Source organism: Streptomyces sp. NPDC045968, from assembly GCF_056430475.1.
Genome location: NZ_JBWKLF010000002.1, coordinates 138,310 through 161,657, shown reverse-complemented (window position 1 = coordinate 161,657; position 23,348 = coordinate 138,310). Strand labels below are relative to the sequence as shown.

The 23,348-nt window shown below is 70.0% G+C and carries 26 protein-coding genes; 16 read left to right on the top strand and 10 right to left on the bottom strand.

Translation table 11 applies throughout. The features are described from left to right. Positions 1–4 precede the first annotated feature (4 nt). From AC07FA_RS06400 to AC07FA_RS06365, 8 genes are all read right to left on the bottom strand, one after another. Complete coding sequence (locus tag AC07FA_RS06400) at positions 5–625, bottom strand: L-threonylcarbamoyladenylate synthase (RefSeq protein ID WP_479073562.1); 621 nt, start codon at positions 623–625, stop codon at positions 5–7. 121 nt (positions 626–746) lie between these two features. Further along, positions 747–2,396, bottom strand: a complete 1,650-nt coding sequence (locus tag AC07FA_RS06395) for an FAD-dependent oxidoreductase (RefSeq protein ID WP_479073561.1) — start codon at positions 2,394–2,396, stop codon at positions 747–749. A 49-nt stretch (positions 2,397–2,445) separates the two neighbouring features. Then, entirely contained in the window at positions 2,446–3,360 is a 915-nt protein-coding gene (locus AC07FA_RS06390) for an AurF N-oxygenase family protein (protein WP_479073560.1), read from the bottom strand. Positions 3,361–3,589: 229 nt separating this feature from the next. Beyond that, positions 3,590–4,846, bottom strand: a complete 1,257-nt coding sequence (locus tag AC07FA_RS06385) for an FUSC family protein (RefSeq protein WP_479073559.1) — start codon at positions 4,844–4,846, stop codon at positions 3,590–3,592. A 266-nt stretch (positions 4,847–5,112) separates the two neighbouring features. Continuing rightward, positions 5,113–6,150, bottom strand: a complete 1,038-nt coding sequence (locus tag AC07FA_RS06380; RefSeq protein ID WP_479073558.1) for an alpha/beta hydrolase fold domain-containing protein — start codon at positions 6,148–6,150, stop codon at positions 5,113–5,115. Next, positions 6,147–6,704 carry a quercetin 2,3-dioxygenase gene (locus tag AC07FA_RS06375; RefSeq protein ID WP_479073557.1) on the bottom strand — a complete coding sequence of 186 codons (558 nt, stop codon included), beginning with the start codon at positions 6,702–6,704 and terminating at the stop codon, positions 6,147–6,149. The genes AC07FA_RS06380 and AC07FA_RS06375 overlap by 4 nt, the downstream gene beginning before the upstream one ends. 129 nt (positions 6,705–6,833) lie before the next feature. Beyond that, on the bottom strand, positions 6,834–7,736 hold the full coding sequence (locus AC07FA_RS06370; RefSeq protein WP_479073556.1) for a LysR family transcriptional regulator: 903 nt from the start codon (positions 7,734–7,736) through the stop codon (positions 6,834–6,836). Between the two features lie 118 nt (positions 7,737–7,854). Continuing rightward, entirely contained in the window at positions 7,855–8,415 is a 561-nt protein-coding gene (locus AC07FA_RS06365; protein ID WP_479073555.1) for a type 1 glutamine amidotransferase domain-containing protein, read from the bottom strand. A gap of 288 nt (positions 8,416–8,703) precedes the next feature. Between AC07FA_RS06365 and AC07FA_RS06360 the strand changes: the two genes are divergently transcribed. From AC07FA_RS06360 to AC07FA_RS06340, 5 genes are all read left to right on the top strand, one after another. Beyond that, positions 8,704–9,309, top strand: coding sequence for a D-glycero-alpha-D-manno-heptose-1,7-bisphosphate 7-phosphatase (locus AC07FA_RS06360; RefSeq protein WP_479073554.1), 606 nt, complete (start codon positions 8,704–8,706; stop codon positions 9,307–9,309). A 241-nt stretch (positions 9,310–9,550) separates the two neighbouring features. Then, positions 9,551–9,730 carry a hypothetical protein gene (locus AC07FA_RS06355; RefSeq protein ID WP_479073553.1) on the top strand — a complete coding sequence of 60 codons (180 nt, stop codon included), beginning with the start codon at positions 9,551–9,553 and terminating at the stop codon, positions 9,728–9,730. Positions 9,731–9,985: 255 nt separating this feature from the next. Next, complete coding sequence (locus AC07FA_RS06350) at positions 9,986–12,037, top strand: catalase (protein WP_479073552.1); 2,052 nt, start codon at positions 9,986–9,988, stop codon at positions 12,035–12,037. Between the two features lie 242 nt (positions 12,038–12,279). Continuing rightward, entirely contained in the window at positions 12,280–12,711 is a 432-nt protein-coding gene (locus AC07FA_RS06345) for an STAS domain-containing protein (protein ID WP_479073551.1), read from the top strand. Between the two features lie 11 nt (positions 12,712–12,722). Beyond that, complete coding sequence (locus tag AC07FA_RS06340; protein WP_479073550.1) at positions 12,723–14,543, top strand: thiamine pyrophosphate-requiring protein; 1,821 nt, start codon at positions 12,723–12,725, stop codon at positions 14,541–14,543. An 83-nt stretch (positions 14,544–14,626) separates the two neighbouring features. Here AC07FA_RS06340 and AC07FA_RS06335 read toward each other — a convergent pair whose 3' ends face one another. After that, entirely contained in the window at positions 14,627–15,040 is a 414-nt protein-coding gene (locus AC07FA_RS06335) for a DUF2267 domain-containing protein (protein ID WP_479073549.1), read from the bottom strand. A gap of 192 nt (positions 15,041–15,232) precedes the next feature. Here AC07FA_RS06335 and AC07FA_RS06330 point away from each other — a divergent pair, with 192 nt between their 5' ends. From AC07FA_RS06330 to AC07FA_RS06280, 11 genes are all read left to right on the top strand, one after another. Further along, positions 15,233–15,910 carry a hypothetical protein gene (locus AC07FA_RS06330; RefSeq protein WP_479073548.1) on the top strand — a complete coding sequence of 226 codons (678 nt, stop codon included), beginning with the start codon at positions 15,233–15,235 and terminating at the stop codon, positions 15,908–15,910. Between the two features lie 112 nt (positions 15,911–16,022). Then, positions 16,023–16,346: a gas vesicle protein GvpO gene (locus AC07FA_RS06325; protein ID WP_479073547.1), complete on the top strand. Its 324-nt coding sequence runs from the start codon at positions 16,023–16,025 to the stop codon at positions 16,344–16,346. Positions 16,347–16,379: 33 nt separating this feature from the next. Beyond that, positions 16,380–16,856, top strand: coding sequence for a gas vesicle protein GvpJ (gene gvpJ / locus AC07FA_RS06320; RefSeq protein ID WP_479073546.1), 477 nt, complete (start codon positions 16,380–16,382; stop codon positions 16,854–16,856). 3 nt (positions 16,857–16,859) lie between these two features. Further along, positions 16,860–17,609: a GvpL/GvpF family gas vesicle protein gene (locus AC07FA_RS06315; RefSeq protein ID WP_479073545.1), complete on the top strand. Its 750-nt coding sequence runs from the start codon at positions 16,860–16,862 to the stop codon at positions 17,607–17,609. A gap of 1 nt (position 17,610) precedes the next feature. After that, positions 17,611–17,865 (top strand): gas vesicle protein GvpG, encoded by a 255-nt coding sequence (locus AC07FA_RS06310; protein ID WP_479073544.1) that lies wholly within the window; start codon positions 17,611–17,613, stop codon positions 17,863–17,865. A gap of 7 nt (positions 17,866–17,872) precedes the next feature. Then, on the top strand, positions 17,873–18,898 hold the full coding sequence (locus AC07FA_RS06305) for a histone protein (RefSeq protein WP_479073543.1): 1,026 nt from the start codon (positions 17,873–17,875) through the stop codon (positions 18,896–18,898). 6 nt (positions 18,899–18,904) lie between these two features. Further along, the gene (locus tag AC07FA_RS06300; RefSeq protein ID WP_479073542.1) at positions 18,905–20,041 is read left to right on the top strand and encodes an SRPBCC family protein; all 1,137 of its coding nucleotides are present in this window, start codon (positions 18,905–18,907) and stop codon (positions 20,039–20,041) included. Continuing rightward, a complete protein-coding gene (locus tag AC07FA_RS06295; RefSeq protein ID WP_479073541.1) occupies positions 20,034–20,393 on the top strand; it encodes a gas vesicle protein in 360 nt (119 codons plus the stop codon). Before AC07FA_RS06300 ends, AC07FA_RS06295 begins: the two co-directional genes overlap by 8 nt. Next, positions 20,390–21,232: a GvpL/GvpF family gas vesicle protein gene (locus AC07FA_RS06290; protein WP_479073540.1), complete on the top strand. Its 843-nt coding sequence runs from the start codon at positions 20,390–20,392 to the stop codon at positions 21,230–21,232. The genes AC07FA_RS06295 and AC07FA_RS06290 overlap by 4 nt, the downstream gene beginning before the upstream one ends. A gap of 3 nt (positions 21,233–21,235) precedes the next feature. Then, complete coding sequence (locus AC07FA_RS06285; protein WP_479073539.1) at positions 21,236–21,463, top strand: gas vesicle protein; 228 nt, start codon at positions 21,236–21,238, stop codon at positions 21,461–21,463. Continuing rightward, complete coding sequence (locus AC07FA_RS06280; RefSeq protein ID WP_479073538.1) at positions 21,460–21,738, top strand: gas vesicle protein K; 279 nt, start codon at positions 21,460–21,462, stop codon at positions 21,736–21,738. Before AC07FA_RS06285 ends, AC07FA_RS06280 begins: the two co-directional genes overlap by 4 nt. A gap of 133 nt (positions 21,739–21,871) precedes the next feature. Here the strand turns inward: AC07FA_RS06280 and AC07FA_RS06275 are convergent, their stop codons facing one another. Further along, complete coding sequence (locus AC07FA_RS06275) at positions 21,872–22,786, bottom strand: S1 family peptidase (RefSeq protein ID WP_479073537.1); 915 nt, start codon at positions 22,784–22,786, stop codon at positions 21,872–21,874. Between the last annotated feature and the right edge of the window lie 562 nt (positions 22,787–23,348).

Sequence of the window (23,348 nt, the reverse complement as noted above, 5' to 3'; positions counted from 1 at the left end):
GTGACTACTCGAACCGCGAGGGGTCGCCCGCCCCACGGCGTACGATCTCCGGCTCGCCGCCGGAGAAGTCGATGACCGTGGTCGGCTCGGTGCCGCAGTCACCCGAGTCGACCACGACGTCCACCACGTGGTCGAGGCGTTCCTTGATCTCCCAGCCCTGCGTCAGCGGCTCCTCCTCGTCCGGCAGGAGCAGGGTGCTGGACAGGATCGGCTCACCGAGTTCCGCGAGCAGCGCCTGCACGACGGCGTGGTCGGGGATGCGCACGCCGACCGTCTTCTTCTTCGGATGCATCAGCTGGCGCGGCACCTCCTTCGTAGCCGGGAGGATGAAGGTGTAACTGCCGGGTGTCGCCGCCTTGATGGCCCGGAACACGTCGTTGTCGACCTGCACGAACTGGCCCAGCTGGGCGAAGTTCTCGCAGACGAGAGTGAAGTGGTGCCGGTCGTCGAGGCCGCGGATCGACCGGATGCGGCCGATGCCGTCACGGCTTCCCAGCTGGCACCCCAGCGCGTAACAGGAATCCGTCGGATACGCGACGAGCGCGCCGGAACGGATGCTGTCGGCCACGCTGCTGATGGTGCGCCGCTGAGGATTCTCGGGGTGCACGTCGAAGTACTTCGCCATCCGCCGAGTCTAGGGCCTCAGGGCCGCACGCCCCGACGACCGGACGGCGTTCCCGCGCCCCGCCGCCCTCGCGGGGCACCGCCCGTGCGCGGAAGTCCTCCGCGCACGGGCGGCCTCGGCCTCAGCGCGGCAGTCCCCAGCGGCTGCCCTTCGCCGCCGCCACCAGTTCGGGCACGGTGCCGAGTTTGGCGCGTGTCCGGCCCTGGCCCCGGCCGCGCGATAGCTCGGCCCGGTCGATGGCCGCCAGACCGCGGGCGTCGACCAGCCGGCGGTTGCGGCTCCGGACGAGGCGCCGGAAGGCGGTGGCCGTCCGGGCCGGTGCGGGCAGGGCGCCGGCGACGGCGTCGGCGAGGAGTGTGCTGACGGTCTCCGCCGCGCAGGTGCGGTTGGCGCCGATGCCGCCGGACGGCCCGCGCTTGATCCAGCCGACGACGTACGTTCCGGGCTGCCCCGTCACGCGGCCGCCCTGGTGCGGAACGGTGGCCGTCGCCTCGTCGAAGGGCAGGCCGGTCACGGGCACCCCGCGATAGCCGACGGCCCGCAGGAGCATGCCCGCCGGTATCTCCAGGTCGCCTGAGGTCCCCGTCACCCGAGCGGCCCGGACGGTGTCCGTCCCGAGCACCTCCACGGTCGAGGAGTGGAAACGCAGGACGATGCGGCGTCCGTCGGCCGGGGCGAGGGACCAGTCGACCGTCCTCCGGGCCACGTTCCGCAGCAGAGCGGCCTTCTCCTTCGGCGCGGCGCCGTCGATCGTCGCGCCGGTCCGCGGATCGTGGTCGTCGACGACGAGTTCCACACCGGCGAGGTGCTTGAGGGCCAGCAGTTCGGAGGCGGTGTACGCGGCGTCCTCGGGGCCTCGGCGGCCGAGCAGGACCACCTCGCGCACCTTCGATGCCCGCAGGGCCGCGAGCGCGTGGTCGGCGATGTCGGTGCCGGCCAGCGTTTCGGGGTCCGTGGCGAGGATGCGGGCGACATCGACCGCGACATTGCCGTTTCCCACCACGACCACGCGCTCGCCGGAGAGGTCGACGGCGTCCGCGGCGACCTCGGGGTGAGCGTTGTACCAGGCAACGAACGTGGTGGCCGCGATGGAACCCCGCAGGTCCTCGCCCCCGACGCCGAGGCGCCGGTCCGCGGAGGCACCCACCGCGTAGATGACCGCGTCGTGGTGCGCGGCGAGCTCCTGAGTGGTGACGTCCTTGCCCACCTCGACACCCAGGACCATCCGCGCCCGTGGGTGGTCGTGGAAGCGGGCGAAGGTCTCACCGACCTTCTTCGTCGCCGGATGGTCCGGTGCGACGCCGTACCGGATGAGGCCACCGGCCACCGGCAGCCGGTCGATGAGGGTCACTTCGGCATTGGTGTGCAGCAGCAGGTCCTCGGCGGCGTACATGCCGGCCGGGCCGGTGCCGACGATCGCGACCCGGATCGGAGCGAAGTCGGACGGCACACCGCGCTCGAAGGACGGCTCGCCCCAGGCGTGGAAGTTCGGCCCCGCGCCGGCCGGTTCGGGCTCGGCGTCCGCGAAGTAGTCCGCGTTGATGGCGGCGTACTCCTGCTGCGCCGCGGGGAGGCTGTCCACCGGGAAGATCGCGTCGACCGGGCAGGCGTCGGCGCAGGCACCGCAGTCGATGCACGTCTTCGGATCGATGTAGAGCATCTCCGTGCTGCCGAACTCCCGCTCCTGCGGGGTGGGATGGATGCAGTTGACCGGACACACGGCGATACAGGTGGCGTCGCTGCAGCAGGTCTGGGTGATGGCGTAGGTCATGGCGTCGGCTCGGCTCCGGTCGGGCGATCGGCTCGGGTCAGATCTCGGGTCAGATGAGGTTGGCGCGCTTGTAGAAGAACAGCGCCGGCCGGGTGAGGAGACGTGCCGAGGACAGGAACTCCATGAGGCCCGCACAGCTGGAACGCATCAGGGACCTGTGGTGCTCGTTCGCCGCCGCCTCGGTGAGGGCGCGCTGCGTGTCGAGGCCGGCGTTCGCGTAGACGTCCCGGTTCACCATGCTGGTGACGATGAAGTAGGAGGCGATCGCGATCACGAGGGCGTTCAGCTGCCGACGCAGCGGGCCCGCGTGGCGGAGCCGCTTGCGGGTCTCGTCGCGAGCGAACTTCATGTGCCGGGATTCCTCGACGACATGGATGTTGTTGATCGTGCGGACGAACGGTACGACCCGCTCGTCGCGCATCCAGTCGCGCTGCATGACGTCGAGGACCTCCTCGGCGACGAGGATCGCGGCGTACGCGGCCTCGCCGAAGGCAAGGGTCTTGAAGGCCCTGCCGAGTTCGACGACTCCCCGGCGGGGCTTGTAGGCGGGGGCTCCCAGTTTGGCGGCGCCCCGGGCGAACATGATCGAGTGCCGGCACTCGTCGGCTATCTCCGTGAGCGCCCACTGGAATTCGGCGTCGGTCGGGTCCTTGGTGTAGATGTCGCGCAGCACCATCTGCTGCAGGATCATCTCGAACCAGATGCCGGTGCTGGCCACCGACGCGGCCTCCTGGCGGGTCAGTTCCTTGCGCTGGGCGTCGCTCAGCTCCTGCCAGTAGGCCGTTCCGTAGAGCGTGCTCCACTCGGGGCTCGCACCGTGGAAGTCCTTGTCCAGCGGGGAGTCCCAGTCCACCTCGGTGGCCGGGTCGTACGACAGCTTCGCGGACGAGTCGAGCAGCCGCCGTGCGACGTCCTGCTCCTGGAGCCGGTCCTGTTCCTCCGGCCGAAGTGTGCTGCTTGCCATGCTGCGGCTCCTTGAATCGAGAGGTCGACCCGACGCCGGCCGCCTCGTCGTCCCCATCGCGTGCCCGCCGATGGGACCGATGGCCGCCACGCGCCATCCACGCTTGTTAGACACCGCGTCTAGCAAGCTGTTAGGCGGAAGGTACAACACGACGGGCGCGTGGGCCTACCCCCGGTAACAAAATGCGTGGGATCTCTCCACGGGGCTGCCGCCGCGTCTCCATGCCTTGCTACTCGCGGTCGAGCCCCTCGGACGCGTCGGCCAGGTCCTCATCGGCGGGACGCGAGCGGCCGAGGCGCAGCCGGCCCCGGAGTTTGTCCACCAGCGGGTATTTCTCCCGTTGTTCACGGGACTGGCGGTCCAGTTCCTCCACCAGCCGCTGGGAGCGCTTCTCCACGTCCAGTTCGTCCAGAATCCGGTCGACCTCCGCCAGCAGCGCTCCGTGCAACTGCCACTGGCGCGGGTGCTGCTGTACGCCGCCGAGCAGCAGGAAAGCGGCGACCTCGCGGCTCTCGCGGCTGGCGGCCAGCTCTTTGAGCAGCCGGTCCTCCGCCGCGTCGGCGTTGACGCTGACCTGCGTGGTGATGAGTTCGGCGAAGCTCTCCACCGCACGGGCCATATGCGAGAGGAGCTTGTGCAGGGCGGCAGCGGTCTCGGGCTGGAAGAGCGGCTCGTCCGTCCGCGCCTTGGCGAGGTCGGTCAGGGTGCGGCACACCGTGCGGAGCACCACCGCGCAGATCTCCAGGGTGTCCAGCCCGGTCCGCAGGACGACCCGGAAGAGCATGCCCTCCTTGACGCGGGGGTTGAGCCGGAGACTGTCCTCGGCCTGCCGCAGTGACGCGTCCACCTGGACGATGTCGTGGTCCAGCCGCCGCGCCTCGTGCAAGCGGTCGGCGGCCACCGCCACGGTGGTGTGGCCGACCACCTCGTCGCTGAGGCAGAGCAGCAGCCGCCGCATGCGGCCCGCGAGGTGCTCGATGGCCTCGCTGGCCGGCTGCACCCATACCGGTGGCGCGAACAGGACGTTGAACAGCAGCCCGACGACCGCGCCGATCAGCGTTTCGAGCACCCGGTCCCAGGCCGTCGCGGCCACACGCGTCACGCCCAGCACCAGCATCGCGCTGATCGCCACTTCGGGTACGAACTCACCGGCACGGACGAAGCGCCCGAGCACCAGGGACGCGAGGATGATCAGTCCAAGGCTCCACCAGCTCAGCCCCACCAGAGAGCTGAAGCCGATGGCGATGACCACGCCGGCCACCACCGCGTTCACCCTGCGCATGCTCGTGGTGAGGGTGGAGTAGAGGGTGACCTGGACGACGAGCAGCGCGGTCAGGGGCGCGGTGAGCGGCGCCGGTTCGCTGCTCAGCATCAGGGCGACGACGTAGGAGATCACGGCGGCCACGGTGGACCTGACCGTCTGCACGACCACCGGCTCGTTGTGCCGCCGGACGAGATTCAGCAAGGGGTCGGTGACTTCGGGCACTCTGTGAATCCTCCGGGGCCTGCGGGCGGGGGGCAACAGCTGCCGCGGCCGGGGAACCGGTCACCTGCTGCCGAAGGGGCCCGCGCGGCAGAGCCTCCGTCACGCCGCCCGCGGCCCTTGGGCCGTGCGGGAGACAGTAAGTGGCGCTCTGCCGGGCGGGCCCGCGACATGCCGTCCGTTCGGACCCGGGCCCCGGTTGGGCTATCCGGGGACGGCCCCGGATCGGCTACCGGTCGTCCGTGCTCCTCTCGTCCCGGCCGCACGGCTCAGCCGAAGAAGCTCCTGCGCAGATGCTGGTCGAAGAAGCGCTCGATCAGGCCTGACGTCAGGACTCCCGCCTCGCCCGCGGTCGGACCGCCGTACCGGGTCGTGTGGACGGTCGTGCGCAGAGGCGGTGACTGTTCGAGCGCGCCGGTGTTGAAGAAGCCGTGGTCGGCGCCGTGGACCAGGACCAGGGTCGCCTCGCCGCCCGCCTCGGCCAGCGCCTCGAACAGCCGTCGGCTCTGCGCCGGGCCGACGAGCAGATCGGCGTCGCCGTGCAACAGCAGGAACGGCGGTGTTCCCCCGGCCACGTGGGTGACCGGGCTCGCCTCGGCCGCGCGTCCGGGACGCACAGTGGTCGGCCCGTCGAGCAGTCCCCAGGGCGGGGACGTGGGGTCGATGTCGTTGAGCACCCCGCCCGGAAGCCGGTCGCTGTCCAGATGGGAGAGCGAGGTGGGGCCATAGCCCTCGACGACGGCCTGGACCTCGCTCGACCAGCCCGGGTGCCCTCCCTCGCCTTCCCACTCCGGGGCGCCGCCGGTCGTGCCGAGCAGCGCGGCCAGGTGCCCGCCGGAGGAGCTGCCCCACACTCCGACGCGGTCCGCGTCCAGGCCGTACGTGTCAGCGACGGACCGCAGACAGCGCACAGCCGCCTTGACGTCGTGCAGTTGCGCCGGCCAGATCGCCGTCCGGCTCGACCGGTACTCGACGTCGGCCATGGCATAGCCCCGCTGCGCGAACAGCCGTCCCAGATGCGGGCCCATGCCGCGGGCGGCCCGCTGCCAGCCCCCGCCCGGCAGCCAGATGACGACGGGCCGCGGCCCGACGGCGTCCTGGGGCAGATACAGGTCCAGGCGCAGTTCACCGCCCGTGGCGGGGCGGGAGAAGACCAGGTCACGGCAGACGCGCACCGCCGCTTCGGGTGCGGTGGGGCCCGGTGGGGAGGTGGCGGCCAGGCCCTCGACGTACGCGTTCATCAACTCGGCGTTGCGGCGGCGCTGTGCCACGGCGGCGGGATCATTCGGAACCGGGTGCGTGCTCATGCGCCGTCCCACCGCTGCCCCGGGGCGGGGACGTTCCTGTACTGGGTGAACGCCTGCCGCATCCGGTCCGGAGAAGGCACGTAGGGCCGGCTGATGGGCAGATCGCGTTCCTCGGTCAGCGTGCCCAACGCCTGGAAGAAGCGTTCGAACCCCCCGGTGGAGACGCCGAGGACCTTGTTGTACTCGCTCTCGGTACGGTACGAGTGCACGATCCCGGCGGGTACGTAGCCGAAGTCGCCCGGGCCCAGCAGCCTGCTCTCCTGACGGCCGTCGGGGTGTTCGAGGAAGACGCGGGCGGAGCCCTCGACCACGTAGAAGATCTCGTGCACATCCTCGTGGGAGTGCGCGACGATCAAATCCCCCTTGGGCTGGCGCGTGGTGAAGACACCGAACTGCCCCTGCGTTTCGTCCGCCGACAGCAGGACGGTCACGATGCTGTCGAACAACGTGGCGCGTTCGCCGTCACCGTCCTCCAGGAAGAAGGGGGCGGGCTCGCCCGGAAGCACCCCCTGCCACGACGGCTGCTGCTTACTGCGGACCTGATCGAATGTCACGGGTGCCTCCGTAGGGCGGTGGTGAATACGATCGAGTCTGCTGAGGGGCCTGGGCCGAATCCACGACGCGTTGGCCCAAGCCTTATAAGGCTGAGCCTAAGATCGCAGGTCAGCGCGGTGGCCCGGCGGTCACTCGGAGCCGGCTCGCCGCGATTCACGACGGGCGACCCGCACGGCGAGCTGCTCGAATGCCCGGATCGCCGGAGCGGGGGCCCTGCTTGAGCGCAGCAGATAGATCGTGGCGTCCCGCAGACCGCGCACCGGTACGAAGGCGATACCGGACCGGCTGGAATCCGCTGTCGCGGACGCTCCCGCGATGTTGACCCCGAGACCGGCCGCGCAGAAGTCGAGGACTTCCTCGAAGGTGTCGGCGACGTACGCGACATCGGGCACGAACCCGTCGCTGCGCGGAAGGTCCAGCCAGCGCGTCAGGGCGTCGTCCCCCGCGGTGGCGACGAATCGCTCCTGCGCGATCTCCTTCACCGTGACGCTGTCACGACCCGCCAGTGGATGGGCGGTGCTCAGGACCAGGACTCTTTCCTCGGCCCACAGGGGCACGGCATGGATTCCGGGGTCGGGCGGGGCCGCCAGGCCGGGAGCGAAGGCCAGATCGACCAGGTCCGTCCGCAGCGCGTGCAGGGAGTCCGCGAATCGCAGCCGCCGGATCGTCCACCTCGCGTCGGGCAGCGCCCCTGCGGCCTCCTGGAGGATGGCCGAGGTGATACGCCCGCCCACCACCAGCCCCACGCGCACCGGGGCTCCGGCGGCTCGTCGCTCCTCGGCCCAGCTCACCACCTCGTCGAGGGCCGCGATGGAGCGACGGGCCAGTGGCAGCAGTTCGGCCCCGGGCCCGGTGAGCGTGACCTGCCGCGGGCTCCGCCGGAAGAGGGGCGCGCCGAGGCGCCGCTCCAGCGCGGCGATCTGCTGGCTCAGGGAGGGGGCCGCGATGCGCAGCCGTTCCGCCGCGCGGGCGAAGTGCAGCTCCTCCGCCACGGCGACGAAGTAGCGCAGCTGCTGGATCGTGAGATCCACGGAGATCCTCCCGAGGGGTCAGGGCCGGTCCGGGGCCCTTCGCCGTCGGAACCGCTGTGGTCGACCCCCGAGCTCACGCCGCACGCTACGCCGTTCGGGTCAGGACGCGCCCTCAGTGCTATGCGGCGAGCGCCTCGTCGATTTCCCGTACGAAGGGTTCCAGGTCGCCCGGGTTGCGGGAGGTGATGAGGTTCCAGCCGCCCGTGTCGTCGGTGACGACGGCCTCGTCGGTCCAGTCGCCTCCCGCGTTGCGGATGTCGGTCCGCAGCGAGGCGTAGGAGGTGAGCCGCTTTCCCCGGACGACGCCCGCTTCGACAAGAGCCCATGGTCCGTGGCAGATCGCCGCGACGGGGCGGCCGGACTCCGTGAAGGCGCGGACGATCTCGGTGGTGGGGCCCTGGAGCCGCAGGGTGTCGGCGTTCAGGGTCCCGCCGGGCACGAGCAGCAGGTCATAGCGTGCCGGGTCCACGTCGGCCAGCGTCAGGTCGGGCCGGACGGCCTTTCCCGGATTCTTGTCGCCGACGAGTGTCTCCACGTCGTCCATCGACAGGGCGGCGACATCGACCTGGGCGCCCCAGCCGCGCAGGTGCTCGACGGGGACCACGAGTTCGTCCTGCTCGACACCGTAATTGGTGACGATGGCGAGTACGTTCCGCTTGCTCACGTCATTCTCAGTCATCAACTGTCACCTTTCTCGACGCTGCGTATCCATGGTGATCGCGATTCCCTGGGTTCCCCCGAATTCCGAAGCCATACATAGGCGTCACCGGCCCGACGTCCCGTCGCGACGGGAGAAAGGGGCCGTGCGCCCCGACTCGGTCCATTGCAGATTCATTCCAACGGCAGCTCCGGAGATGCGGCGGAGTGACCGACCGGCAGGATCGATGTGTGAGAACCCGATTCCTCGGCCCGCAGCTCTACGAACGCCGGCTGGACGGGGAGGGTGGATGCCCCCGGGAGGCCGCCCATGACAGCGCCCAGGCACCGGCCGTCGACCGGCAGCCCCCTAGGGCTCCGGCCCGTGGCGGTGCTCTTCGACCGTGACGGCACGCTCGTCCATGACGTGCCCTACAACGGCGACCCGGAACGGGTCCGCCCGGTCCCGGGCGCCGCCGAGGCCGTACGCCTCGTACGTGAGGCCGGCATGGCGACAGGCGTCGTCAGCAACCAGTCCGGCATCGGGCGCGGGCTGCTCACCCATGACGACGTGCGCCGGGTCAACCTCCGCGTCGACGAACTGATCGGGCCGTTCGACGTCTGGGTCTACTGTCCCCACCACCCGGACACCGGATGCCCCTGCCGCAAGCCGCGCCCCGGACTCGTCACCGACGCGGCCCGGCGCCTCGGCGTGCGGCCGGCCGACTGCGTCGTGATCGGCGACATCGCGGCGGATGTGCTCGCGGCCAGGGCGGCCGGCGCGGAGGGCATTCTGGTCCCCAGTGCGGTGACCAGGCCCGAGGAGACGGCAGCGGAGGCCGATCCGGCCCATGACATCCTCGGCGCGGTCATGCGTGTCCTGGCCCGTCGCAGTCACGTCCAGGACGTCCCTCGCGTGGACGGGCGGCCGGGCTGACCGTACTCGTCGTACGCCTTGAGCGAGGGGGACGGCGCTGAGGCTGTCTTCCCAACCGTCAGCGCCTCCGCCGCCGCGTACGTCGGCGGCCTGTTGTACGGGGTACCCAGACAGCCCGGTACAAACGTGGCCGCCCCGTGAGCCACGTATCCCGATTGAAGCCGCGCATCGGGGGAACCCGGTCGCGCAGAGGAAGGCACCCGGCGCCGATACGTGACACGGCACAGGCCGAGGGAGAGACATGGGAAGGCACGCGGACCTCGTCCGGGCCATGGCCCGGAAAGCGAAAGCCGCCAAGCTCAAGGCGGAGGGCGCCGCACTGGACGACGAACGCCGCAGGGAAGAGGGACGGCGTCTGGACGTCGCTGCCCGGCGGGTGGAATCGGAAGCGAGAGCGACCCGAGGCACCCCCGGCCATTGACCCGACGCACGCCCCCGAGCCATTGCACGCATACGACTGAACCGCTGACGACTGAATTCCGAACGACTGAACCCGTACGACTCCCACGGGACCGGAACAGGGCCGTCCCACCGGGCCGGCGCGAGCCCACGTGAGCCCATCCGGATGACCCGGTGTTTGCCACGCCCCGAGCCGGATACCCAGCAGGGCGGCGCGCCGAGCGCGCGGCCCGTGCCGAGGCAGCCGAGGCATACGAACCGCCACCAGGAGAGCTGAATGACTGACGAGAAGAAGAAGCAGCTGGACAGCGTCCGTGCGCCCGACCCGGCGGACGGGCCGCTCACCACCGACCAGGGTGTGGCCGTCGAGCACACGGACGACTCGCTGACGGTCGGGGACCGTGGTCCCACACTGCTGGAGGACTTCCACTTCCGGGAGAAGATCACCCGGTTCGACCACGAGCGGATTCCCGAGCGCGTGGTTCACGCTCGCGGTGCTGGGGCCTACGGCTTCTTCCAACCGTACGAATCCTGCGCCGAGTTCACCCGGGCCGCCTTCCTGCAGGACCCGTCCGTACGTACCCCCGTCTTCGTGCGGTTCTCCACGGTGCAGGGCCCGCGCGGCTCGGCCGACACGGTCCGAGACGTACGTGGGTTCGCCACGAAGTTCTACACATCCGAAGGCAACTACGACCTGGTGGGGAACAACTTCCCGGTCTTCTTCATCCAGGACGGCATCAAGTTCCCGGACTTCGTGCACGCGGTGAAGCCCGAACCGCACAACGAGATCCCCACCGGGGCGTCCGCGCACGACACGCTCTGGGACTTCGTCTCCCTCCAGCCCGAGACTCTGCACACGATCATGTGGCTGATGTCGGACCGGGCGATCCCGCGCAGCTACCGGATGATGCAGGGCTTCGGAGTCCACACGTTCCGCTTCGTGACGGCGGACGGGCGCGGAACCTTCGTGAAGTTCCACTGGAAGCCCAAGCTGGGCGTCCACTCGCTCGTCTGGGACGAGGCACAGGAGATCCAGGGCCGCGACCCGGACTTCAACCGGCGCGATCTGTGGGACACCATCGAGGCCGGTGTGTACCCGGAATGGGAACTGGGCGTGCAGCTCATCCCGGAAGAGGACGAGCACTCGTTCGACTTCGACCTGCTCGACGCCACGAAGATCGTGCCCGAGGAACTGGTCCCGGTCCGCCCCATCGGCCGGATGGTCCTCAACCGCAACCCGGACAACTTCTTCGCGGAAACGGAACAGGTGGCCTTCCACACCGCCAACGTGGTGCCCGGCATCGACTTCACCAACGACCCGCTGCTCCAGGCTAGGAACTTCTCCTACCTGGACACCCAGCTCCTCAGGCTGGGCGGCCCGAACTTCGCCCATATCCCGGTGAACCGGCCCGTCGTCGAGGTGCGCAACAACCAGCGCGACGGCTTCCACCAGGAGCAGATCCACACCGGGACCAACTACACGCCGAACTCGCTCGGCGCGGGCTGCCCGGTCCTCGCCTCGACCGAGGCGGGAGCGTACCGGCATCTCACCGAGCAGGTCGACGGCCGGACGATCCGGCGCCGCAGCCCGAGCTTCGACAACCACTACCTCCAGGCCGCACTGTTCTGGCGCAGCATGACGGACTGGGAGCAGCAGCACATCATCGACGCGTTCCGCTTCGAGCTCGGCAAGGTCTCGGCGAAGGACGTACGCGCCCGGACGGTCGAGCAGCTGGCCCTCGTCTCGGCCGACCTGGCGAAGGCCGTCGCGCAAGGCGTCGGTGTGCACGCGCCCGAGGGGTCGCAGACCCCCACCCCCGAGCCCTCCCCGGCGCTGAGCATGGAGAACAACAAGGGCGACGGTTCGATCGCCACCCGCCAGATCGCCGTGTTGGTCACCGACGGCGTGGACGACGCACAGGTCACGGCGGTCAAGGAGGCGCTCACCGCGGACGGCGCCATCGTCGAACTGCTGGCTCCCCAGGACGGCACGGTCCGCACCGCCGGAGGCGGCACGCTCGCCGTCGACCGCGCGCTGCCCACCGTGGCCGCCGTGCTCTACGACGCCGTCATCCTGCCGGACGGGGCGCAGTTCTCCGACGACCCGGTCCGCAGGTTCGTCCGTAACTCCTACCGCCACGGCAAGCCCATCGGCGGATACGGGGGAGCGACCTCCGCCCTCGCGGACTTGCTGCCCGCTGCCGTGACCGGCCCGGAGGGCGACGACCACGGTGTGGTCACGGCCTCGGCAGGCGACAACGGCTTCAGCACGGCCTTCGCGGCGGCGGTCGGCAAGCACAGGTACTGGGACCGGCCGACTCTCGCCTGACCCGGCGGCGCGGGACGTACGGAGGCCGAAGAACATATGAGCTCTTCCCCGTACGTCCCCGCCCGTGGGGGCGTCGCCGTACTGGGTCACGGCGGCCAGAGCCCGCGCGAAGGGCGACGGCGGCCCGCGCCGGCCGCCGGTCGGCGCGCCTCGGCGGCGCGCCCCTTCGCGTACGGCATTCTCTGTGGCTGATCTGGGCCGATGGCGAACGGAACGCACCTCGGCAGATGGAGGACATCGGTGTGACAGTCACTTTCGGAACAGCATTTCAGCAGACAGGCAGTTCGGTTCTGATCAGCGCCGAGGGTGACCTGGATGCCGCCGCCGAGGCGTCTCTCGCGCGCGCCCTGGACAGTGTGCCGCCAGGCACCTCGGTGGTGGTCTTCGACATGTACGGGGTTCCGTTCATGGACTCGGCCGGTCTGTTGCTCTTCCTCGCCCTGCACAGGCGGGCCGAGTGCCGTGGCCTCAGGGTCGTCGTCGGCGGCTGGCAGTCGCAGCCGCAGCAGGTGATGGAAGCCCTGGCCGATCTCCCCGGCGGCAATGTGCACCCCCGTGAACGCGCCGCGCTCGTCGGCTTCCGCCGGATGGTCGAGGACCGGGCCCAGCGGCAGAGACACCTGGCCCGGAAGGCCGCGGCGTCAACCGATCTCCGCGTACAGCCCTACTCATAGGGAGCAGAACCATGGCGACCAAGGTTTCCGACTACGTCCTCCAACGCCTGCGCGAATGGGACGTCGAGCACGTCTTCGCCTACGCCGGTGACGGCATCAACGGCCTTCTCGCGGCATGGGGACGGGCGGACAACGACCCCAAGTTCGTCCAGGCACGCCACGAGGAGATGGCGGCCTTCGAGGCCGTCGGTTACGCCAAGTTCTCCGGCAGGGTCGGGGTCTGCGCGGCCACTTCCGGCCCGGGAGCCATCCATCTGCTGAACGGCCTCTACGACGCGAAGCTCGACCACGTCCCCGTCGTCGCGATCGTGGGACAGACCAACCGCAGTGCCATGGGCGGCTCCTACCAGCAGGAGGTCGACCTGCTCAGCCTCTACAAGGACGTCGCCTCCGACTTCTGCGAGATGGTGACCGTCCCCGAGCAGCTGCCGAACGTGATCGACCGGGCCATGCGCACCGCGTACGCCAAGCGGACGGTCACCGCGGTGATCATCCCCGCGGACGTACAGGAGCTGGACTACTCGCCGCCGACCCACGCGTTCAAGATGGTGCCCTCCAGCCTCGGTTCGAGCACCTTCGCGCCCGTCCCCGCCCAGGAGGACATCACGCGTGCCGCCGAGGTGCTGAACGCGGGCGAGAAGGTCGCGATCCTGATCGGGCAGGGAGCGCGGGGTGCGCGCGCCGAGGTCGAGGTGGTCGCGGAACTCCTGGGCGCCGGCGTCGCCAAGGCGCTGCTCGGCAAGGACGCGCTCCCGGACGACCTGCCGTACGTGACCGGCTCCATCGGCCTGCTCGGCACCCGCCCCTCGTACGACCTGATGCAGGGCTGCGACACCCTGTTGGTCATCGGCTCCAGCTTCCCGTACTCCCAGTTCCTGCCGGAGTTCGACCAGGCGCGCGCCGTACAGATCGACATCGATCCGTTCATGATCGGGCTGCGCTACCCCTTCGAGGTCAACCTGGTCGGTGACGCCCGCGCGACCCTGGCTGCCCTGCTGCCCCAACTGAAGCGCAAGAAGCACGGCGCCTGGCGCAAGCAGATCGAGAAGGACGTCGCCCGGTGGTGGGAGGTCATGCAGCGGCGGGCGGAGGTGGAAGCGGACCCCGTCAACCCGGAATACGTCGTGCACGCCCTCGACGACCTGCTGCCGCTCGACGCCATGATCGCCGCCGACTCGGGGTCCGCCGCCAACTGGTACGCCCGCCATCTGCGGATGCGCGGCACGATGCGCGGCTCGCTCTCCGGCACGCTCGCCACGATGGGACCGGGAGTGCCGTACGCGATCGGCGCCAAGTTCGCCCACCCGGGCCGGCCTGCCATCGCCCTCGTCGGAGACGGGGCGATGCAGATGAACGGCATGGCGGAACTCATCACCGCCGCCAAGTACTGGCAGGAGTGGGAGGACCCCCGGCTGATCGTCGCGGTCCTCAACAACGGGGACCTCAACCAGGTCACCTGGGAGATGCGCGCCATGTCCGGCGCACCGCAGTTCCTGCCCTCGCAGGCTCTCCCCGACGTGCGCTACGCGGACTTCGCCCGCTCCGTCGGCCTGGACGGGGTACGTGTGGAGAAGCCGGACGAGGTCGAGGCCGCGTGGCAGCGGGCCCTGGCCGCCGACCGGCCGTTCGTCATCGACTTCCGGACCGACCCGGCCGTGCCTCCGATCCCGCCGCACGCCGACCTGGACCAGATCGAGGCGGCGGCGCTCTCGGTCCTCAAGGGCGACAGCGACCGTGGAGCCGTCCTGCGCCAGGGGATCAAGGCGAAGATGCAGGAGATGCTGCCAGGCCACCGCCGGGATTCGGGGTCGGCCGGCCGGCCAGGGCAGTAGCCACCGCGGGCCCGGTTCGGTCCGGGCCTTCGCTCAGTGTGTCGCGGAGGGGCCGGCGAAGCGCGGATCGTCGGCCCCCACGTCTACGCGTCGTCACCCGTGGGCGCTGCGGGTGGGTCGGGGTGCCCGAAGAGCAGGTCGTACCCAGGGGGCAGCTGCAGCAGTAGGCGCCGTGTGAGGTCCTCGCCGGCGGCATCGGCCGCGACGCTCAGGACCGCGCCGACGTCCCAGAGGGCGGTCTGTTCGGTCGCTCCCTCGATCCACGCCGCCGTGGCGCGGACGAATCGTTCGGGGGAGAGCGGTTCGGCCGCCTGCAGAGGGTTCAGGAGGATCAGAGCGAACGTGTCGGGCAGTCGCGCGGCCAGTTCGGCACGCTCCTCGCCCACCAGATGGGCGCCGAGCAGCGCGAGGACGGTGCGCGCCGCCCGTTCCGCCTCGTGCGGCGAGCGGTAGCTGCCGCGCTCCCGGACGGCGTCCATGAACGCCGGCCAGCTCATGTGAGTCACCTTTCGACCTCCCTGCGGGTCGAGGGAAGGAGGCGGAGAGCGGACCATGGGAGGGGAGAACGTGCCCGCCCCCGCCGCACGGCTGATGCCAGCCGTGATACCTCCCTCCGTTGTAACATGTCGTCGAAGCGATGACAAACATGATGTCGCCTGATCGATGACGGCTCGGAAGGGGGTCCGCGCATGCGGGATCCGGCACGGACCGAGCCCGCGTCGGGGGCCTCCACGGCCCTGGCGGCGATGGACGCCCTGAGCGTCATAGAGGCGGCGGTGGCCGACGCTCAGTCCCGGGATGCGGGGCAGCGGCCCACCGGCGCCGCGTCCGCCCCGAACGCTGAGAAGTCTCTGGCGGCGCTGCTCCTGCTCCGCGAGATCAGGCAGCGGCTGGCCGCCTGGGAGCCCGCCCTCATCGAGGAGGCCCGCGCCGGCGGAGCGAGCTGGGCCGAGCTCGCCGGACCCCTCGGCGTCACGAGCCGCCAGGCGGCGGAGCGCCGGTATCTGCGCCTGCGCCCAGGCGCGTTGGGCAGTACGGGTGAGCAGCGCGTACAGGCCACACGGGACCACCGGGCGGCCCACCGCAGCGTCGCCGCCTGGGCCCGCGAGAACGCGGCGGGCCTGCGCCGGCTCGCGGGCCAGATCACCGCGCTGACCGACCTGCCCGCCCCGGCACGGGCCCCCCTCACGCGACTCACCCACGCATTGGCCCAGAACGACGCGGCGCTGCTGGTCGCCCCGCTCAGTGACACCCAGAGCCACCTGGGCCCCGGACACCCCGGCCTCGCGGCTCAGGTCGCGGACATCACGCGCACGGCCGAATCGCTGCGGCTGCACAGCAACAACCGGCGTCGCAACGGGGAATGACCCCGAAGGGGCCGTCCACACCGGCGTGAAGTCCGTGGCCACGCGCACTGGCCGCCACCGCCGATGGACCATCTCAAGATGCGAGCCGCGCTGCGTTCATCAGACTGGATTCATGGCAGAGCAACGTCGCAAGCGCGGTACGCAGACTTCGACAGCGACCCACTCCCGACGCGCCTCATCCGTGCGCGGGCCCGTGCAGGCCGCTCAGGCCGCCTGCGAGAGCCTTGACGGCTTGCTCGGCCACCCCACGGAAGGCGTGTCAGCCGTGCGGCGCAGCGATGACGGCTGGTGCGTCGTCGTCGATGTGCTGGAAGTGCCGCGTATCCCGGACACCACAAGCCTTCTCGCCTCCTACGAAGTGCAACTCGACGAGGACGGCGAACTCATGGAGTACCGCAGGGTCCGCCGTTACCGGCGGGGCGCCGCCGACGAGTGATTCCTGCGTGCCCGACAGCTGGAAGGACGCCTCATGACCACGACGACCTATTCGGACGAAGTGGCACCATGCCCGCCGCGCGCGGGCACGCTGTACGACGTACTCGAGCTCATCCTCGACCGGGGAATGGTGATCGACGTCTTCGTTCGTGTGTCTCTGGTCGGCATCGAGATCCTCAAGATCGACGCCCGCATCGTGGTGGCGAGCGTGGACACGTATCTGCGGTTCGCCGAGGCATGTAACCGGCTCGACCTGGAGCGTGACTCGGGCAGCACGACCGTGCCCGAACTCCTGAGCGGCAGTGCGGCCAAGTCCATCGGCAAGCGCAAGGTGCGCAGGGCCGCTGATTCGGTCGGCGACACCGTGCGCAAGGCGGTCGGCGCCAGGGAGGACTCCGACGAGCCCGATGAGGACGAAGAGGAGCGTGAGGAGCGGCCCAAGAAGCGGCGTGCTCCCGCTCGCAGCAGCAGCAGCAGTGGAGCGAGCCGCCGCCGACGTGTGGAGGCGTGACCGGTGACAGCCAACGGTGTGTACGTCTACGCGATCATCCATGCCGACAGAGCGCTGCCCGATGACGTCGGCGGGGTGGGTGGTCCGTCCGTGGCCGTACGGACCGTCGGACACGGTGCGGTCGCCGCCGTGGTCAGTGAGGCTCCCGCCCAGTTGCGTGCGCGACGACGTGATCTCCTGGCGCACCAGGACCTGCTGCTGCGCCTCACCGACGACGGCCCGGTGCTGCCGATGCGCTTCGGCATGGTCGCGCCGGACGAGGAGACCATCAGGGCGCAACTGGGCCGCGCCGAAGCCGCGCACCTCGCGACCCTCGCTCAGCTGGACGGCCGGGTCGAGGTCAACCTCAAGGCGTTCCCGGCCCAGGGCTCCCTCGCTGCGCTGGTGGCCGAGGACGGGAACGTCAGGCGGCTGCGCGAGGAAGTGCGACGCCGCCCTGCCTACGACGCCAGCGTGCGCCTGGGTGAAGCCGTGGCGGCGGCCCTGTCCCGCCGGGCGGCCGAAGCGGGCAGAAAGGCACTTCGCGCACTCACCCCCCTGGCGCGATCTGCTTCCGCGGGGCCGGAGGTGCAGGGCTGCGTGCTCAACGTGTCCTTCCTCCTCGACCGGAGCGACAGCGACGCCTTCCGTGCCAAGGCGCTCGTGCTCGCCGACAAGTACCGCGAGCACGCCGAACTGCGGCTGGCGGGCCCGCTGCCCTGCTACAGCTTCGTCGGCTCCGACTCCGCGACCGCTACGACGGCGGGTGTGTGACATGGGGCTGATCACCGGGCTCCTCACCCTGCCGCTGGCGCCGGTACGCGGCGTGATCTGGGTGGCGGAGAAGGTCAACGACGCGGCCGAGCGCGAATTGCATGACCCCGGGGTCATCCGTGCTCAGCTCGCCGCGCTCAACCAAGAGCTTGAAGACGGAAACATCGACCTGGAGGAATTCGAGCGGGAAGAGGAGCGGTTGCTCGACCGGCTGCACACGGCACGGGTCGGCCCTGCACCGCACGAACGAAGGTGACTCGGCTATGGAAGACACGACCAAGGTGACACTCGCGGCTGCGGTGGTGGGCGGCTATGTGCTCGGCCGTACGAAGAAGGGTCGTATGGCGATCACCGTCGCGACCTATCTCGCCGGCAGACGGTTCGGGCTCGAACCGCGACAGCTCGCGGCCGAGGGGATGCGCAGGCTCGGTGAGATGCCGCAGTTCGCTGCTCTGCAGGATCAGTTGAAGGGTGAAGTTCTCGATGCGGGCCGGGAGGCGATGACGGCCGCTGCCAATCGCAGCCTGAACTCGCTCGCCGATGTCATCGGCGAACGCACGGCCCGGCTCGGTGAGTCGAAGTCGGAAGGCGACGAGGACGAGGGCGAGTACGAGGACGAGGAGTACGAGGACGAGGACGCGCCCGAGGGCGAAGGCGCGGAGGACGAGGAGGAATACGAGGACGAGGAGGAAGAGCCGGAGGACGAGGAAGAGGAAGAGGAAGAGCCGGACGAAGAGCCGGACGAGGACGAAGAGCCGGACGAAGAGGAGGAGCCGGAGGACGAGGAGGAGCCGGAGGACGAGGAACCTGGCGAAGAGCCGGAGGAGGACGAGGAGCCGGAAGAGGACGAGGAGCCGGAGGAGGACGAGGAGCCCGCGAAGCCCCGGCGTCGCCCGGCACGTGCGACCGAGAGCCGGGCCCCTTCCCGTAAGCCGTCCGGTGCGCGCGCGAAGAAGGCCGCTCCGGCCAAGAAGGCGGCGGCGAAGAAGACCGCTCCCGCCAAGAAGACGGCCTCCGCCAAGAAGACGGCACCAGCGAAGAAGGCAGCACCTGCGAAGAAGGCAGCGGCCAAGAAGTCCGCTCCGGCCAAGAAGTCGGCTGCCAAGAAGACGACCCCGGCGAAGAAGTCCCCGGCGAAGAAGACCGCGGCCAAGAAGTCCGCCCCCGCGAAGAAGACGGCCGCGAAGAAGACCGCTCCGGCCAAGAAGTCGGCTGCGAAGAAGTCGGCTGCGAAGAAGGCGCCGTCGAAGCGAACAGCCGCGTCCAAGCGCGCGGACCGGAGGAGGTAGGCGGCCATGGCCAAGACGGAATCGGATGACCGCGAGGAAGAGGAGTCGGGCATTGACCGACTCCGCGGAGAGCTGACCAGCTACCTGGGCGCGCAGGCGGAGCGACTGGTGTCCAAGGCGGGCGACAAGCTGACGGATGTGACCAGTCAGCTCGGCGATGTCGCCGAGAACGGCGGGTCGCTTCCCGCTGTCGGCGCGCGCGTCCTGCAAGGCGAGTCCCCGTTGAAGGCGTTCGTCGGCCAGAAGGTCAAGGACGTCAAGGACAACGTCGTGGGCAAGGCCAAGGAAGCCTTCGGCGGCGGCGGCGGAAAGGGCAAACGCAAGTCGAGCGGCGGAAAGCTCATGAACATCATCGAGGTCCTCGATGTGGGAGTGTCGCTGCGGTTTGCCTATGACCACTGGACCCAGTACGAGGAGTTCAGCTCCTTCGCCAAGGGTGTCCAGGACGTCTCGACGAGCGACGAAATGACGAGCGACTGGAAGGTCAAGATCGGCCCTTCGACGCGCGGCTTCAAGGCGACGGTCCAGGAGCAGGTGCCCGACGACCGCATCGTGTGGACGTCCGAAGGGGCCAAGGGAACGACGCGCGGCGCTGTGAGCTTCCATGAACTGACGCCGAACCTGACGCGCATCGTTCTCGTCGTCGAGTACTACCCCTCCGGCTTCTTCGAGAAGACGGGCAACCTGTGGCGCGTCCAAGGGCGGCGTATGCGCCTGGACTTCAAGAACTTCCAGCGGCACGTCACCCTCGCCCAGGAAGAGGCCGACGGCTGGCGCGGCGAGATCAGGGACGGCGAGGTCGTCAAGTCCCACGACGAGGCCATGGAAGAGGAAGAGGCGGCCGAGTCCGAGGAGTCGCAGGGCGACGAGGACGAAGGGGACGAGGACTGGGCCGAGGAGGAAGAGGAGGAAGGCGAGGAAGAGGAGCCCGAAGAGGAGGAAGAGGAAGAGGAGGAGCCCGAAGAGGAACTCGAAGAGGAAGGCGAGGACGAAGAGGGCGAGGACGAAGAGGAAGGCGAGCCCGAAGAGGAAGAGGAAGAAGAAGAGGAAGAGGAAGAGCCGGACGAGGAGCCGGACGAAGAGGAGGAGCCCGAGCCCCGCTCCAGGAAGCAGCGGAAGGGCAGGGGGCGTCGGCGTGACTGATATCGACTTCCGGCAGGAAGCGCACCCGGTTCCCGGCCCGCAGACCACGAATCTCGCCGACATCCTCGAACGCGTCCTCGACAAGGGCATCGTCATCGCCGGTGACATCAAGATCGACCTGCTGGACATCGAGTTGCTCACGATCCGTCTCCGCCTCTTCGTGGCGTCCGTGGACACGGCGAAGAAGGCCGGCATCGACTGGTGGGAGACGGACCCCGCGCTGAGTTCGCGTGCGGCCCGCGACGTGCTCAAGGACGAGAACGCAGACCTGCGCAGACGCCTCGAGGAACTGGAGTCCAAGGCTGACGGGGCCGGGACGCCCGCAACGACCAAGGAGAAACGAAGCACATGATCCAGCGCGGGCCCGAGGCTTCGGAAGCCACCGCTCTCTACGTGTTCGCCGTCTGCCGCGCTCTCGATCCCGCAACGGTGGCCGGCCTGCCGGGCGTCACGCACGAGCAGCCCGTACGCGCTCTGCCCTTCGGCCCGCTCACGGCGGTCGTGCAGTCCGTACGCGCCGCGGACTTCACCGACGAAGCCTGGCAGGCGCGCCTGGCCGACGAGCGCGAGCTCGAACGCTATGCGCGCGCTCATCACGCGGTGGTGACCGCGGTTGCTGGGCAGTGCCCCACGGTCCCGCTGCCGCTGGCCACGCTTTATCACGGTGAGGAGAGGGCGCGAGAGGCGCTGGCCCGGGAGTCGGAGCGTTTCGGGGCCGCCCTCCGGCGTATCGCGCACCACTCCGAGTGGGGCGTGAAGGTGTACGCCCCCACGGCGCCGGCCTCCACGGCTCCCACCTCCACGGCACCCACCTCCGCCGCTCCTTCAGTCACCCCCGCTTCGGCGCCCGCCGAACGCACGCGTCCGGCCCCCGGAGCGGGTCTGGCCTATCTGGACCGCAAGCGGGGACTTCAGGAGAGGCGCGAGCGGCGACAGGAGGAGGCGGCCCGGACCGCCGAAGCGGTCGACGCCGAGCTTCAGCTGCTCGCCAAGGAGTTCCGGCGGCTGCGCACCCACAGTGCCCAGCTGCCCGGGGATCACCGCGTGCAGGTGCTCAACGCCACCTACTTGGTGGCTGAGGACAGAGCACATGAACTGGCCCGCCTGACAGAGGTGTTGCGGAGCCGTACGGGCGCCGAGATCGAACTGTCCGGCCCGTGGGTGCCGTACTCCTTCGTCGGCGAGGTGTAGCCCGTGTCCGGTCACGTGGTGCCCTGGGACAACCCCGAGCCGCTCAGCGGCCCGATCGGAGTGCCGCTCGTCGACCTCCTCGACCGTGTCCTCGCCACCGGGGTGGTCATCAGCGGGGACCTGGTCATCGCGATCGCGGACGTACCTCTCGTACGGGTGTCGCTGCACGCACTCCTGTCGTCCGTCAACGAACGCGTTCCCGCGCCCTGGTCGGACGGAGGGCCCCTGTGACGAGCGCGCGAGTGGATCTGGACCGGGAGCAGATGGGGCGCGACCTCGTCACCCTCGTGCTGACCGTGGTCGAACTCCTGCGGCAGCTGATGGAACGGCAGGCGATCCGCCGTGTCGAGCAGGGCGACCTCAGCGAGGAGAAGGCCGACGAGATCGGGACGACGCTCATGCTCCTCGACGAACGTATGAAGGAACTCTGCGAGCAGCACGGTGTGCGACCGGAGGACCTCAACCTCGACCTCGGGCCGCTCGGCTCGCTGCTGCCGCGCGACTGACCGACCGGCGTCCGCACGGCCCGGAGCACGGCCGTGGGCCGGCGATCCGGAGAGGATCGTCGGCCCACGGTGTCCGTGAAGTCACTGCCGTGCGCCCGTCCGGGAGTCCGACGGGCCGTTCGTTCCGCGGTACCTAGAAGATGCTCACGCCGTACGCGCTGAGCGCCTCGGTCACCGGCTGGAAGAACGTGGTGCCACCGCTGGAGCAGTTGCCGCTGCCGCCCGAGGTGAGGCCGAGAGCGGTGCTGCCGGAGAACAGCGAGCCGCCGCTGTCGCCCGGCTCGGCGCAGACGTTGGTCTGGATCATGCCGTAGACGATGTCGCCGTTGCCGTAGTTGACGGTCGCGTTGAGACCCGTGACCGTACCGCTGCGCAGGCCGGTCGTGCTGCCGCTGCGCTGGACCGACTGGCCCACGGAGGCGTTGCCCGCGCCGGTGATGTCGCGGTAGGTGCCGTTGTACAGGTAGACACGGCCGTCCGCCGCCGAGGCGTTGGAGTGACGGATGATGCCGTAGTCGTTGGTCGGGAAGCTGGAACCCGTACGGGTGCCGAGCAGCGTGGTGTTGGCCGAGTTGGTGTACCAGGTGCTGCCGATGTTCGTGCAGTGACCGGCCGTCAGGACGTAGTACGTGGTGCCGCTACGGACGTTGAAGCCGAGCGAGCAGCGCCCGCCGCCCGCGTAGATCGCCTGGCCGCCAGCGATGAGCTTGTTGAACGTGCCGGGGGTCCGCTTGATCTCCAGTGAGCTGGCGCGGTCGCCGGCCGCCTTCTTGATCTTGGCTATCTCGGCGGCGGAGACGGTGGAGTCGGCGGTGAGGACGATTCTTCCGGTCGCCTGGTCGGTGTACCAGGCGGTGCCGGCCACGTCGGCTCCGCGCACGGCGTCGCTGGCGACGGCGAGCTGGGCGCTGGTGGCCCGGCTGTCGGTGGTGGCCGCGGACGAGGTGGGTGCGGCAAGCGCTGCGGCAGCCAGGAGCGCGGTGGCCACGGCGATCAGCCGTGCGCCGTTCGCGACGCCGCCGAGGGGGGACAGACGCTTGAGGTTCACTGCATCCTCCGGTGGGAGTGGGGGGCTCGCTGGGTGGGCGGGCCGTAGGGACGGGAACGGCACGTCCAGGTGGGGATATCCGCCATGGACCTGCCAATCTCGACGAGACGAATCCTGGGTGCAGGTGGTGGGTCGCTGCAAGGACGCCTTTCGGCCGTCTACGCGCGTTCATGTGGCCCGGAGCCCGACGGGTACGGCGGTGGCCCGGCCGGACGAGCGCACCGGGCGGGGTGGGGGAGTGCACTGCAAACGCTTGCCGAAGTTTGCTGATGGTGTCTCAGGTGGCCGTGACGAGTCCGCCGGGATAACCCCGCCGGTACGGCAGCGGAGCGGAACGACGCATACCGTTTCTCCAGTTCAGTCGTCGCGCCGCGCCGACGCCCCACCCCGGCGATGACGGTCACCCGCGCCCGGGCGGCCCGCTCCCGGTGCCGATCCGAAGAGGAGGTAGCGGGCGCACAGATACGCGGACGTCCAGCCCCCGGGCCGGGGCCCGCAGCGGCCCGTTCCACCTCTGACGCTCCGCGCCGGGCGGGCCCGGCTGAGGGCACCGGTGCCTCGG